The following is a 13066-nucleotide window of genomic DNA, read 5'->3' on the forward strand; positions in this document are numbered from 1 at the left end:
GGAATACAGCACGGACCTCACAAGAGAGGAATAAAGATGTCACGGAAGTATCTCATCCAAGGGCTTATTGTGTCCCTCATGGCGGTAGCTTTGGCAACGGGTTGTGCCGGCCCTTCCGCTTCCTCTTCAGAACAGATCCAGCGTGCATTGGCCGTTGATACCCGCGATAGCGTCGACCAGTACATACTGGGCGCAACCGATGTCGTACGGGTTTCTGTGTGGCGCAACGAGGATCTCAGCATCTCCGTTCCGGTTCGGCCTGACGGCAAGATCTCCGTACCGCTGGTAGGCGACGTGCAGGCCAGTGGCCGCACGCCCGAAGAGTTGGCCAGCTCCATTCGTACGTCCCTGACTGAGTACATTCGTGAGCCACAGGTGAGTGTGGTTGTGACCTCCATGGGCAGCCATGAATTCACAGACCGGGTGCGGGTAACCGGTGCGGTTCGCCAGCCCATTTCAGTGCCTCACCAGAGCGGCATGACGGTTCTGGATATCTTCCTGAATGCCGGTGGTGCGAACGAGTTTGCCGCGCTGAACAACGCCATGCTGTATCGGAAGCTTGAGGGCGAGGTGGTTGCCATTCCCGTAAAACTGGACGACATCCTTAACAAAGGCCGGGTTGAAACCAACTACGGCATGCGGCCGGGTGACATTCTTACCATTCCAGAGCGCAGTTTCTGAGTGGTTGCAGAGCTAAAAGGTCTGAAGGCGGGTTAGGTTATGGCATTACCGTTATCCCAGTTACCGCAGGAGATCATTCGCGAGGTCCGGGGCCGGAAGGGCCTCGCGTTTCTTGCGTTTGTGATTGTCAGTTTTGCTGTGCTTGGAGCAGGCTTTGTATGGCCCTATAAGTATCAGTCTGACACCATCATCTTCGTAGACGACCGCAACATCATTGCGCCGTTGATGGAAGGGCGCGCCGTGGCCACGGAGATTAACGACCGTACCTCGGCTGCAAAAGAATTGCTGATGAGCCGGAGCCTGATCGAGAAAGTGGCTTTGGATCCTGAAATTTATCCGGATGCGCCCTCTGACCCGGCGGCACTTGAGTACCGGATTGCGAACATTCGCTCGGGTTTGTCGGTCAGGCCCCGGGGCGACAGTTATTTCAGTATTGGCTTTTCTTCCGCTTCCCAGATGGAAGCATTCCGCGTTGCCCAGAAACTGGGGCAGGTCTTTATAGAAGAAACCAAAGACCGTAAGCGGGCCGAAAGCCGCAACGCCTACGATTTCATCGACAAACAGGTCAAAAGCTACGAGCAGCAGCTGGCCCAGGCTGAGAACCGGCTCAAGGAGTTCCTCTCTGAAAACACCGATGGAACGGAGCAAGAAGCCAATGCCCGCATGGCGCAGCTTCGCAATCAGCTGGAACTGGCCGAACTCGAGAAAAAAGAACTTGAAACCCGTGCGGCTTCACTTCAGAGCCAGCTCGGAGGCATCCGGCCCACGATCACGCAAGGCCGAACTGAGGATACCTACAGAGAGCGGATCCGGATCCTGGAAGAGCGCCTGGATAGTCTGCGGCTGCAATACCACGATACCTACCCGGATATCGTGATACTCCGGGAACAGCTGGCGGAACTGCGCAAACAACGAGATCAGGCGGCAGAACGGCCGACCGACGTGAGTTCACTTGAGGGCGAAGAAGCCGTTAACCCGCTCTACCAGGAACTGCGGGCGAACCTCTCTACCACTCGGGCGGATATGGCCACCGTGGATACCAGAATTACTTCGCTCTCCCGTCTGCTGGAACAGCAAGCAAAGCGTATGGAGCGCATCCAGGCCAACAAGGCCCAGTACTCTGAGCTCACCCGCGACATGGAAGTGAACCGTGAGATTTACGATGACCTGCTCAAACGCCGGGAAAAAGCGCGGGTCTCCATGCATCTCGACATTGAAGGGCAGGGGCTAAACTACCGCATCAATGAAACCGCTCAGTTCCCGCGCACACCCTCCGGTCCCCAGTTCTCCATGTTTGCTGCGGCTGGGTTGTTCCTGGGGCTGGCGGCACCCTTTGGAGCGGTTGCGGGTCTACTACAGGTAGATCCCCGAATTCGTGCCAGGAAGCAGCTGGAAGAAGACATTGGTTTGCCGGTTCTTGTTGAGATTCCGGAGGTACGAACACCCTATGAAAAGCGACGGGATCGAAAGGTTACGTTACTGATCGGAATTTTCGCGGTGCTCACGGTAACAGTGTATGTGACCATCGTTGTGCTAGCTCAAATGGGAGTGATCTGATGCCAGAACAACGAAATGATCGGTCCGGATTTGATCCCGAGGGTTCCCAGAATTCTGGCAATGAGACAACCGGCAGCAGCCCGGCGGGCAGTGAAGAGCATTCCTTTTGGCTGAAGCGCAAGGAGCGTTTGAAACAAGAGCTGGATTTCCGGGATGACGAAGACTCTCGCATGCTGGTGCCAAGTTCTCTGGAACTGGGCCCCGGCGCGGTTGATAAATACGTTATCAGTAAGCAGATCGTGCGTATGCAGGAGCCCAGAAGGCTCACGCACGACGACCTCGACGAGCGTCGGATTATCTATCCCGAGTCCCGCAACCGCGCGCTGGTCAACCGCTTCCGGGATCTGAGAACCAAGCTGCTCGAGGTTTCCGGAGGCAATAACTTCACGCTGGTCGTGAGTGGTGCCAGCTCTGGTGCCGGTTCCTCGTTTGTAGCCCTGAATCTTGCGGCAGCCTTTGCCTTTGATCAGGCCAAGACGGCTTTGATCATCGACTGCAACCTGCGCGAGCCGTCTTTGCACTCCACGCTGGATGTGATGCCCGAGACAGGCCTGACCGACTTTCTGGATGACCCGGACTACGACATTTCCAGGATTCTCTATCCGACCGGTATTCCCAGGCTGAGGCTGATTCCGGCGGGCAGTCGCCGTGAAACACCGGCCGAGTTTTTTACCTCCTTCCGGATGAAGCAATTCCTGCAGGCAATCCGTCGTCGCTATCCAGACCGTTTCATCGTGCTGGACACGGCGCCGATATCCGAATCTCCGGATGCCCGCATTCTGACCGAACTCTGCGATTACGCCATGCTGGTGGTACCTCACGGCAAGATCACTGCGGCGACGGCCGAACAAGCTGCGACGGCTTTCAATCCGGACAAGTTTGTAGGAGCGGTGATCAATGGCTGATCGGCAGAGGGTAGGGACACCCGTTGCAATAAAGGCAATACCAGTAATGTTACTGGCTGGTGCCTGCTCGTTCCCCGTGTTTGCGCAAAGTGAGGTCACGTTCGGGCTGGACAGCCGCTTCACCGACAATGCCCGCAAAGCAGATACGAATGAAGACAGCGATTTCGAGACCCGTGCCTACCTTACCGCCGGTTACCAGACAGATCCCGGGCGCTGCAACGCTGATTTCCTGGGCACTCTGAGGTATTCCTGGTGGCAGGACGATAGCTTTGACAGCGAGAGCTTCGCGGAAATGGACTTCCAGGGCGATTGCGAGCTCGCCAACCAGCTTTACTGGGAAGTGGACAACAACCTGAGGGAAGTGAACCAGGACACTCGCCAGAGTGACACACCGGACAACCGAACCCGAAAAAACGTGTTCAGCACTGGCCCCAGATACCTCTGGCGTCTGAATGACACCAACTGGCTCAATCTTTCTGCCCGCTACGCCAACACCGAGTACGACGAACCGGAGGAAACGGACAGTGAGCGCTATACCGGTTCTATCGCCTGGAACCACCTGTTCAGTTCAACGTTCACCGGTGGCCTGAGCATTTCCCACAGTGAAACCGAATTCGACTACGGCGCAGAAGTGGATGTGAATAGTGTCCAGGTCACCTTCGAGAATCGGTGGGCGACCACTTCTCTTTCCGGTTCTGTTGGCGTGAGTGAGATCGAAACGGATTACTCCAATACCAACCAGTCAAGCGATGGGCTGGTAGGCCAGATAAACCTGACCCGGCAAATCAATCCGAGTACCGAATGGTACCTGAATGCCTCAAGGGAGCTGACAGACCGCACGTCCACGCTTGACCTTCGTTTCGGAGAGTTCGAGTTCAACCTCCGCGAAAGCATCACCGTTGAAAACAGCGTTTTGTCGACCGGCATCAACAAGCAGTTTTCCGACGCCTCCTCACTGAATCTTGACCTCTATGCTTATCGCTCGGATTACCTGGAAAGCGACGAGAAAGAAGACAAAGCCGGCATTAATGCCCGCTATTCTCGCCAGTTTTCGGAACTGACCACCGGATACCTGGCGCTGGGCTTTGACCACCTGAGTTATGAACGCGACGACACCCAGGACGAAGTTGCCCGGCTTGTGATCGGGGCTGAGCACCAGGCAACCAGGGATTTGAGTTTGTTGGCCAGGGTAGGGCACGACACCAAGTCCAGCGATATTTCCAGCCGGGAATACGATGAGAACTGGGTGTTGGTTGGTCTGGAATACCGACTGCGCTGATCAACACAGGAAGTGTGAGGCTATGGCCATGAAAGAACCGATACGGAACGCCCTGACCATTGATGTGGAAGACTACTTTCAGGTAGCTGCATTGGCAGAGGCTGTTCGCTACGACGACTGGTACTCCATGGAGTATCGGGTTGAAGCGAATACAGATCGCATTCTCGCGTTATTCGAGACGGCAGGTGTAAAAGCGACCTTTTTTACCCTTGGGTGGGTCGCTGAGCGATCTCCAGAGCTGGTGAAACGGATTGCGGCTCAAGGCCATGAAGTTGCCAGCCATGGTTACAGTCATCAACTGATCTATAACCAGACGCCGGACGTCTTCAAAGAAGAAACCCGGCGATCGAAGGTGATTCTTGAGGACATTCTCGGTGCACCAGTAACAGGCTATCGCGCTGCCAGCTACTCCATTACTAACCAATCGCGTTGGGCGCTGGATATCCTTGCCGAGCAGGGGTTTACCTGGGATTCGTCCATCTTTCCAGTGCATCACGATCGCTATGGCATGCCCGGCACGCCACGCTGGCCCCATCGACTGACCACCGATAAAGGCTATGAGCTGGCGGAGTTCCCGCTAAGCACGTTCAAGTTGCCGGGTTACACCCTTCCAATTGCTGGTGGTGGATATTTCCGGCTTTTCCCCTACTGGTTCAGTCGATACGGACTGGGCTCCATTAACCGGCAGGGACGGCCTTTTGTGTTTTACCTTCACCCCTGGGAAGTAGATCCGGACCAGCCCCGCCTGGATGTAAAGTGGTTCTCCCGCTTCCGCCATTACAACAATCTCGATGTGTGTGAACAGAGATTGGCCAGATTGTTGTCTGATTTCCGGTTTACCACCATGAGCCAGGTTCTGGAAAGCGAAGGGGTTCTTGAGCCCTCATCGAACACTCTAGGCTCTCGTTCTGTGGCAGGGATGGCATGATGGTCACAGTTTTCTGGATATCTTTCCTGTTGTTGGCTTACATCTACTTCGGCTATCCCGTCTGTATCAGACTGCTGGCATCCGCACGACCTTTGCCCGTAAACAAAAGCGGCGCTGACCAGCCGAAAGTTTCGATTCTTATCGCCGCCTACAACGAGGCCAAAGATATTGAGGCTACGCTCAGAAACAAGCTGGCGTTGGACTATCCCAGGGAGCAATTGGAGATCCTGGTGGTTTCCGATGAGTCAGAGGACGGAACCGACGAGATTGTCCAGGCGGTTGCCGCGGATGCGCCTTTCCCGGTCAAACTTTTTCGTCAGGTACCCCGTCAGGGCAAAACCGCAGGGCTCAACATGCTCAAACAGCATGCGGAGGGGGATATCCTGGCGTTTTCGGATGCCAACTCCGAATGGGATCAACAAGCCCTGAAAGCACTGGTGAGTAACTTCAACGACCCATCCGTGGGTTACGTAACCGGAAAAATGGTCTACGTGAACCCGGAGGGCGCCCTGATTGGCGACGGCTGCAGCGCTTACATGAAGTACGAGAACTGGCTCAGGGCACAGGAGACTCTGGTAGGCTCTGTGGTAGGCGTAGACGGTGGCATTGACGCCATGCGTAAAGAACTGCACTCCGAGCTGAATGCCGATCAGTTGCCGGATTTTGTTCAGCCACTCAAAGTGGTTGAGCAGGGGTACCGCGTTGTTTATGAACCTGGGGCGCTGCTTAAGGAAGAAGCGTTAAGCGATGGGGGCAGTGAATTCAGCATGCGGGTGCGGGTAAGCCTCCGTGCACTGTGGGCGCTCAAAGACATGAAACAGCTCATGAGCCCGGCCAACGATCCAGTGTTTGCCTGGCAGCTTATCTCCCACAAGCTGCTGCGCTATGCGGCCTTTGCACCGATGATAACCCTTGCGATTGCTGCCCTCTACCTGGCGCCGGTGAAAGGGTTGTATGCGTTAGCCGCGATAGGGTACGGCCTGTTTCTCTATTTCGCGTGGGCGGGCTATCAAAAAGAGAGCCGGGGGCAACCGCTTTCTACCGTGTATGCCCTGCCTTACTACTTCGTGTTGTTAAACCTTGCGTCCTATAAGGCATTTGTCGCCTTCGCCAAGGGCGAGAAGAAGGTCGTCTGGAATCCAAGGAAGGGGTGACGCTTGAGAGTGATACATTTCACAGCTAGCAACGGACTATTTGGTGCCGAAAGAGCAATCATTGAACTGGCGGTTGCCCAAGCAAAAGCGGGACAAGAAGTATCTGTAGTTAGCCTTAATGTCGGCACTGGCTCATCGGTTTTCGAGAAAGAATTAGGTCACTATGATGTAGACTATATTTCTCTTCCTTTTAGAAAGCGTATAAGTATCCGGCAGTTGTCCATGATATCTAATGTCTTGAATGATATTGATCCTGATCTAGTTCACTGTCATAACTATAAGTCAAATATTTACGTATCATTGTCTTTGATAAATAATAGGAAAATAAAAAAAATTGCAACGCTTCATGGATATCTTTTGCCGAAACTATTTAGTTATCTCAGGTTATATTACTTTATAGATAAAACCCTTTTGATGAATTTCGATAGAATTGTTTTGGTTTCCGATAAAATAAAAGATAAGCTGCCTCCACGGATCATGAGATCTAAAAAGGTCTACACCATATATAATGGAATTTCTACTGAAGATTTTAAATCTAAAGTATCCTCAAAGAATGTTATCAATGCTTCAGAAAAAGAGAGTCTTAAATTTATATGCGTTGGCAGATTGTCCCCGGAGAAAAATTATTCTGAGGCAATTTATCTTTTTAGCATGATAGAGAAAGAAATTTCTAAAAGTGAATTGTTGATGGTGGGAGACGGACCGGAAAGAGAGCGATTAGAAGCACTGGCAAATGATTTAGGCCTCGGTTCAAAAGTTTTCTTTACAGGTTACGTTAGTGATGCCACGACACTGATTCAGCAAAGCGACTGCTTGTTAATAACCTCTTTGTCGGAAGGGCTGCCAATGACGTTACTCGAAGCTATGAAAAGCTTTACCTTCGTCGCATACAGGGACGTCGGAGAAATCGATCATGTTCTAATGAAGGGCGAGCTTGGCTATAGATTAGAAAAAAATTTGCAAGTTTGCGCAAAGGATATTTCCACTATTCTTTTGGACTCGACTAACCTTATGTCTATAAAAGCTAAAGCAAAAGAAAGGTTAGATGCGCAGTTTAGCGCTGAAGTAATGGAGAAAGCTTACCGAGAATTATATGAGTCCTTGTCGTCATGAATAAGGATCAGAAGAGGGTTTGGATAACTTGGGAAAACCAGAGACGAAATCGAAGCCTCAGCGCAAAGAGTGGCTTCATCCTGCACGAGCTGATAAGCAACCGAAGTAGATTGCCACGTTACGCTTTGCTTTCTTTCAAAACACTCTCTGTTATTAGATCTACTAGACCAAGCGTGGTGATATGCCAAAACCCCTCAGTAGTTTTAGTTGTCGTATGTGCGCTTCTTAAGAATGTTTTTAGATATAAGCTAATTGTGGATTGCCATAATTCTGGGCTTTACCCAAAGGAAGGTAAGTATACCATTTTGAATAAAGTAGCGGTGTTTGTTAACTCGCTTGCGGATGCTGTTATTGTTTCTAACGAACGTCTGAAAAAAGACTTTTGCCGTACGCTTAAAAAGATATTGGTAATACCGGATCCACTTCCTAGCCTTGAGCACTTTTACGATAAAAACCCTAGAACCTCCTCCTCTGACAGGCCTTGGAGATCAGATTCTCGAATAAAATTTTTATATGTTTGTAGCTGGGCTGAAGATGAACCTTTTGAAGAGGTTTTAAACGCATTTTGTGATATTTCGGAATTAAATGTTTCGTGTTATGTAACTGGAAATTTTAAGAGAAATATTGCGAAAAATCCAAATAATGAAAAAATTATATATACCGGATTTCTATCTGATACAGATTATCATGATTTGATAATCAGTTGTGACGCCATGATCGTTTTAACGAAAAGAAACGATTGCCTGACTTGCGGGGCTTATGAGGCGCTCGCGGAATGTAAGCCAGGAATTCTTTCAGACACAGCAATCATTAGGAATACGTTCGGTAAAGGTTTTCTTTATAGCCAACCATTTAAAGAAGATATTTTAAAGAATGTTTTGTTATTGGCTGAGAATGTAAGCATTTTCTATCCTAAAATTATGGAAAGAAAAACTGAATACGAAGTCAGTTTTCACAAGAATATGATGGAGCTTGAAAAAACCGCTTCCAGTTGAGGTTTAAATGTTATGCGTAGAATAGATTTTTTCCAAAAAAGCTTGGTCTTGGTTCTATCGACGTTTCTGTCGGTAAGCGTGAACTCGTCGCCAGTCATTGATGATGTAGAAGGAGAAATTACCCCAGATGGAAAGATTTTGATAACGGGAAGCTCTTTTGGAAAGAAGAGCCAGAGTCGACCTTTATTCTATTGGTCTGCTAATGGTGGGTTGAGAGCGAACCTCGAGCTAGGTCGCCAGTCTTGGTCGGGAGATTCGTTTAATGGAGCGCTTTCAAAAGAAGTTGTCCATCCGTCGTCGAAAGCAAGTGTAGTCTGGGATCATGGAATGTCATCGGGAAAAGCTCTTGAGTGGGTGGATTACGATAGTTCACGAGTATACGTGTTTAGAAAAAAGTATGCTGACTTCGATACAACACAAGATGTGGCGATAAGGGCGAGATTCAATAACTTGAAAGGTCAATTTAGAGTTGGTCAGATAGTTAAAGGTCAGAAGTCGGGAGCTACTGGGGTAGTTCAGGAGATTGATTTAAACGCCGATGGTATTAGCGGGTCAATTTTCTTTAATAATGAGATTGGAAGTATTAATGAGCTAAAGAGCCTAGACTTTGCTTTTGGTGAAGAAATGGTTTCTGAAACTGCAACCGCTATAAATAGTGAAGGGACAGACCAATATCCAACAGGTACCTATAGAACGTTTAATTTCAAGACCATAAGATTTTGGGCAGAAACAAGTAGAAACAATGTATATGTTGGTCCAGGTTATAATGATACGTACGAAATGAAAATGACCGCCGAGTTCACAGACGGATCGGTATGGCCAAATGATTGGCAAGTTGTTAAAAATATGACTCCCCGGCAATGGCAAACGGAAGAATTCATACTCGATTCAGGATCGATTGATGCGAATGACGCGAGACTTATCGTTCGAACCGACGGCATAGAAAACATTGACAGACGTTTCAAAGCCCGCACTTCTGACCATCCTGGTCGATATGATCAAATTGCGCAAAGTCAAGTGTCTAATGGAGCTCAGCCTGGATCCAATATCTATTATGACATGCTGTATGTTGATGATTCGTGGCATAGAGCTTTTGTTTGCGATTCTCAGAAATTTGATGAATGTCGAAACATTGATATCTTGATCCCAGTTGAGTGGGAGGATAACAGAATTTCGGCTCGTTTTAGGGAGTCCGACCTCTTTCCTGGCCAGCTTTATTTGTATATCTCAGATGGTAATAACATTGTTAATGAGGTTGGCTATGCTCTTCCTTTAGCCGCCAGCCCCTCTAAGGTTGAATTGAAGGTAGAGTAATATTTTAAATGAGCATTCAAAGTAAATTAGTCCGATATATTTTTGATAGGGGCGGTGATTATGTCGCAAAATTGTTAACACATAATTATCCAAGAGTTCTTATGTACCATCGATTTTCGGATGATGATGGTGACGCGGATAGGCTATCAGGTTCCTGTTTTTTGGAGCAAATCAATTATTTAACTGAAAGTTTCGAATTGGTTAGTATTGATGAAGTGACAGCCAATTTGAGGCAACGACCAAAAAAACCACGTGTATGCATTACCGTTGATGATGGCTACAAGGATTTTTATGACGTTGCTTACCCTATATTAAAAAAATATAAAATACCTGCAACTTTTTACATAACAACAGATTTTATCGATGGAAAGACCTGGTTTTGGTATGATCGCATTCGTTGGTGTTTGGAGCAATGTAGTTTAGATGACGGAAGGGAACTAATCATTAAACACTTTCGGGATAACTATGCCCAGTTTTCCTCCACGGATGAGATTTGGGCGTATATCATCTCTAATATGTTGAGCCTTGATCCTATTTCTATCGAATATAAGATTTCTTGTTTTTGTGAAACTCTAGGTCTAGATATACCCAAGTATGCACCTGATAGATATAAAGCGGTTTCTTGGAGCCAAGTTAAAGAAATGTCTTCAAATGGTATAACCATTGGTGCACACACTCTCTCTCACTACAGTCTAGGCCCAATGGAGCACGAGGAAGTGGTTTCTCAGATAAAAGGCTCCAAGGACCGAATTGAGGAAATGCTGGGAGTTGAGGTTAGACATTTTTGCTTCCCGAACGGTCAACCTTCTGACATTCCGATCGATTACTGTTCGATCTTTCAAGACCTTGGCTTTCATAGTTCGGTCGTTGCGTTTTATGATCGGAAAGGAGTTCAGGATCAATTTGCGATTCGTCGTCATGGCGTTGGATCTGACTTCTACGCATTTAAAAAGACTGCTTGTGGAGTTGATAGAGTTGGAGCAGTGTTGTTGAACAGGGATAGCAAATTTAGTTGGAGTGATTTGTGACAGACTCTGTCAAGTTATTAGGTGTGATGCAAGGCTTGGCGTTTCAAGAAAGGAAGGGCTCTGCTTTTTATTGCCTTTTCAATGAACTTATGGCATCTGGTTGCATGAATGAAGTGGCCGGTTTTGAGATTCCTACAGTTCTTCGGAAGGCACTTTTGCTCTCAAATTTTTCGTTAAGCAAAGAACTCTGGAAGGTTAAGGATCAATTAGATGTTAATAGGTATGGTTTAGCAAGTTGGTTCGCTAGAAAGGCTGTTTCAGAATCGAGGTCTGATTTTAATTCGATTCTTCAGATCGGGTCTGATTATAGACTTGGAAGGTCTATAAAGTCACCTTTTTCTGACGTTCCGATTTTTTCGTTTCATGATAATAATTTTTCAAGTTTTTTTAGATCATTATCTCCAGGTTTAATTTCTAATAAGAGAAAAGTTAACGCTTATAATTTTGAAAAGGCTGTTTATGGAGAGCTTTGTTCAATATTTACTATGAGCAATACTCTAAGAGATTCATTTGTTAAAGATTTTGGTTTGCCTGAGGATAAAGTTATATATGCGGGATTTGGTTCCCCATTTGTAGCCCAAGATGTTAGCGATAAAGACTATTCCACAAAGAATATACTATTTGTAGCGAGTCACTCTTTCGAGTCAAAAGGCGGAAAAGATCTGTTAGGCGCATTTAGAATAGTAAGGAGAGCTAACCCCGACGTTACACTTACCTTAGTAGGGAGAGATTGGGGTATTGATGAGCCGGGGGTCAAGTGTATTGGTTTTTTAGATAAAAGGAAAGATGAAGATCTTCGTAAGTATCGTGAATGTTTTGGGTTAGCTTCTTTGTTTGTATTACCGTCGCACAGAGAGGCGTTTGGCGAAGTATTTATAGAAGCAATGTCATTTGGTTTGCCCTGCATCGGCTCTAATGCAGGTGTGATGCCCGAATTAATCGAGGGAAACAATGCAGGGTTTGTTGTAAAGCCTGGAGACCAAGATGAACTTGCCGAAGTAATTCTTGATTTAATTAATTCTGAAAATGATCTTCGTACTTTAGGTTGTAATGGACTGAATGCTGTTGATTCAGAATATCAGTGGTCAACAGTTACCTCTAGAATAAGTTCTCAGGTTAGAAAATTCATTTAGGTCATCTATTTTGGTGTAATTGATGTCTGAAAAGTCAATGGTATCTGTTATTATCCCGTCTTATAATCGGGTTAGATATATCGAAGAAGCAATTTCTTCGATAGAGAATCAGAGCTATCAAGATTATGAGATTATAGTCGTTGATGACGGCTCTACCGATGGAAGTTTAGCATTATTGGAGGATTTTAGTAAAAAAGGTCGAATTAAATTATACACACACGTTAACTATCAGAATCGTGGGCAATCCTCGTCAATTAACCTTGGCTTAGAGCATGCTGTTGGTGAATTTATCGCTATTTTAGATAGCGATGACTATTTTTCACCTGACAAACTTGCTCGGCAGGTTGCTTTTCTTGAAAAAAGCCAAGAAATCGGTCTGGTTTATGGTCAAGGCAATGCCGTCGATGCGAATGGTGGCTTTCTGTATACGGTTCCTGACGACAGGCATACTGAATTCGGCGACCCGAACAACCTTCTACTTGATTGTTATATGGCACTACCAGGTGGTTCCTTGATCAGGCGTTCTGTATTCGACAGAGTAGGGGTGTTCGAAGAGTCTTTTAGAGCTGGTCAAGATCATGACATGGCGCTACGAATCATGGAAGAGTTTAAGGTGGCCTTTCTTCCTGGAGTTGCTTTTTTTTACCGCAAGCATGGGGAGTCAATCAGTGCAAATGGATTAGAAACTCGTTGGCGTACCGGTATGGAAATCCTTGAGCGCGCAAAGAAACGTTACCCCTATAGAAACCGCACGATACGTAAACGTAAGGCGGTGATAAACTACAGACTTGGCCAAGTATATTGGAAGTGTGGTCAGAAGCGGCGTTCGATAGGCTATCTCATCGCTTCGGGATTCCTGGACCCTATCAGGGCAGGCAAAGTGTTGCTCGGTTCCAAAAGCTAAGGAGGCTCTGAATAAGTCTCAAAATCAGCGATAATACGGTCATCGTCAACTGCACAGGATTCGTTGCCACCATGG

The 13066-nt window shown here is 47.5% G+C and carries 12 protein-coding genes; all 12 read left to right on the forward strand.

Annotated elements, in window-relative coordinates; all coding sequences use genetic code 11:
* Positions 1–36 precede the first annotated feature (36 nt).
* Genes ARC85_RS04410 through ARC85_RS04465 form a run of 12 tightly spaced genes read left to right on the forward strand, consistent with a single transcriptional unit; the run spans position 37 to position 12991 of the window.
* A complete protein-coding gene (locus ARC85_RS04410; protein ID WP_023010390.1) occupies positions 37–681 on the forward strand; it encodes an XrtA/PEP-CTERM system exopolysaccharide export protein in 645 nt (214 codons plus the stop codon).
* 39 nt (positions 682–720) lie between these two features.
* Positions 721–2238, forward strand: coding sequence for an XrtA system polysaccharide chain length determinant (locus ARC85_RS04415; protein ID WP_286714357.1), 1518 nt, complete (start codon positions 721–723; stop codon positions 2236–2238).
* A complete protein-coding gene (locus ARC85_RS04420) occupies positions 2238–3143 on the forward strand; it encodes a P-loop NTPase family protein (RefSeq protein ID WP_023010388.1) in 906 nt (301 codons plus the stop codon). Before ARC85_RS04415 ends, ARC85_RS04420 begins: the two co-directional genes overlap by 1 nt.
* A 46-nt stretch (positions 3144–3189) precedes the next feature.
* Positions 3190–4422, forward strand: coding sequence for an outer membrane beta-barrel protein (locus tag ARC85_RS04425; RefSeq protein WP_286714358.1), 1233 nt, complete (start codon positions 3190–3192; stop codon positions 4420–4422).
* Between the two features lie 28 nt (positions 4423–4450).
* On the forward strand, positions 4451–5350 hold the full coding sequence (locus tag ARC85_RS04430) for an XrtA system polysaccharide deacetylase (RefSeq protein ID WP_286714368.1): 900 nt from the start codon (positions 4451–4453) through the stop codon (positions 5348–5350).
* Positions 5347–6504, forward strand: coding sequence for a glycosyltransferase family 2 protein (locus tag ARC85_RS04435; protein WP_286714359.1), 1158 nt, complete (start codon positions 5347–5349; stop codon positions 6502–6504). The genes ARC85_RS04430 and ARC85_RS04435 overlap by 4 nt, the downstream gene beginning before the upstream one ends.
* 9 nt (positions 6505–6513) lie before the next feature.
* Positions 6514–7617, forward strand: coding sequence for a glycosyltransferase (locus tag ARC85_RS04440; protein WP_286714369.1), 1104 nt, complete (start codon positions 6514–6516; stop codon positions 7615–7617).
* Positions 7614–8612: a glycosyltransferase family protein gene (locus ARC85_RS04445; protein WP_286714360.1), complete on the forward strand. Its 999-nt coding sequence runs from the start codon at positions 7614–7616 to the stop codon at positions 8610–8612. Before ARC85_RS04440 ends, ARC85_RS04445 begins: the two co-directional genes overlap by 4 nt.
* Positions 8613–8624: 12 nt before the next feature.
* The gene (locus tag ARC85_RS04450) at positions 8625–9926 is read left to right on the forward strand and encodes a hypothetical protein (RefSeq protein WP_286714361.1); all 1302 of its coding nucleotides are present in this window, start codon (positions 8625–8627) and stop codon (positions 9924–9926) included.
* A gap of 8 nt (positions 9927–9934) precedes the next feature.
* Positions 9935–10954, forward strand: a complete 1020-nt coding sequence (locus tag ARC85_RS04455) for a polysaccharide deacetylase family protein (protein WP_286714362.1) — start codon at positions 9935–9937, stop codon at positions 10952–10954.
* Positions 10951–12087: a glycosyltransferase family 4 protein gene (locus ARC85_RS04460; protein WP_286714363.1), complete on the forward strand. Its 1137-nt coding sequence runs from the start codon at positions 10951–10953 to the stop codon at positions 12085–12087. Before ARC85_RS04455 ends, ARC85_RS04460 begins: the two co-directional genes overlap by 4 nt.
* Before the next feature lie 22 nt (positions 12088–12109).
* Positions 12110–12991, forward strand: coding sequence for a glycosyltransferase family 2 protein (locus ARC85_RS04465; RefSeq protein ID WP_286714364.1), 882 nt, complete (start codon positions 12110–12112; stop codon positions 12989–12991).
* The last annotated feature ends 75 nt before the right edge of the window (positions 12992–13066 follow it).

The organism is Marinobacter sp. tcs-11 (assembly GCF_002049515.1).
Lineage (GTDB): Bacteria > Pseudomonadota > Gammaproteobacteria > Pseudomonadales > Oleiphilaceae > Marinobacter > Marinobacter nauticus.

What these genes read in the sequence shown, in the direction of transcription:
- ARC85_RS04410 (WP_023010390.1), top strand. Translation starts at nt 37, where the DNA reads ATGTCACGGAAGTATCTCATCCAAGGGCTTATTGTGTCCCTCATGGCG.
- ARC85_RS04415 (WP_286714357.1), top strand. Translation starts at nt 721, where the DNA reads ATGGCATTACCGTTATCCCAGTTACCGCAGGAGATCATTCGCGAGGTC.
- ARC85_RS04420 (WP_023010388.1), top strand. Translation starts at nt 2,238, where the DNA reads ATGCCAGAACAACGAAATGATCGGTCCGGATTTGATCCCGAGGGTTCC.
- ARC85_RS04425 (WP_286714358.1), top strand. Translation starts at nt 3,190, where the DNA reads ATGTTACTGGCTGGTGCCTGCTCGTTCCCCGTGTTTGCGCAAAGTGAG.
- ARC85_RS04430 (WP_286714368.1), top strand. Translation starts at nt 4,451, where the DNA reads ATGAAAGAACCGATACGGAACGCCCTGACCATTGATGTGGAAGACTAC.
- ARC85_RS04435 (WP_286714359.1), top strand. Translation starts at nt 5,347, where the DNA reads ATGATGGTCACAGTTTTCTGGATATCTTTCCTGTTGTTGGCTTACATC.
- ARC85_RS04445 (WP_286714360.1), top strand. Translation starts at nt 7,614, where the DNA reads ATGAATAAGGATCAGAAGAGGGTTTGGATAACTTGGGAAAACCAGAGA.
- ARC85_RS04450 (WP_286714361.1), top strand. Translation starts at nt 8,625, where the DNA reads ATGCGTAGAATAGATTTTTTCCAAAAAAGCTTGGTCTTGGTTCTATCG.
- ARC85_RS04455 (WP_286714362.1), top strand. Translation starts at nt 9,935, where the DNA reads ATGAGCATTCAAAGTAAATTAGTCCGATATATTTTTGATAGGGGCGGT.
- ARC85_RS04465 (WP_286714364.1), top strand. Translation starts at nt 12,110, where the DNA reads ATGTCTGAAAAGTCAATGGTATCTGTTATTATCCCGTCTTATAATCGG.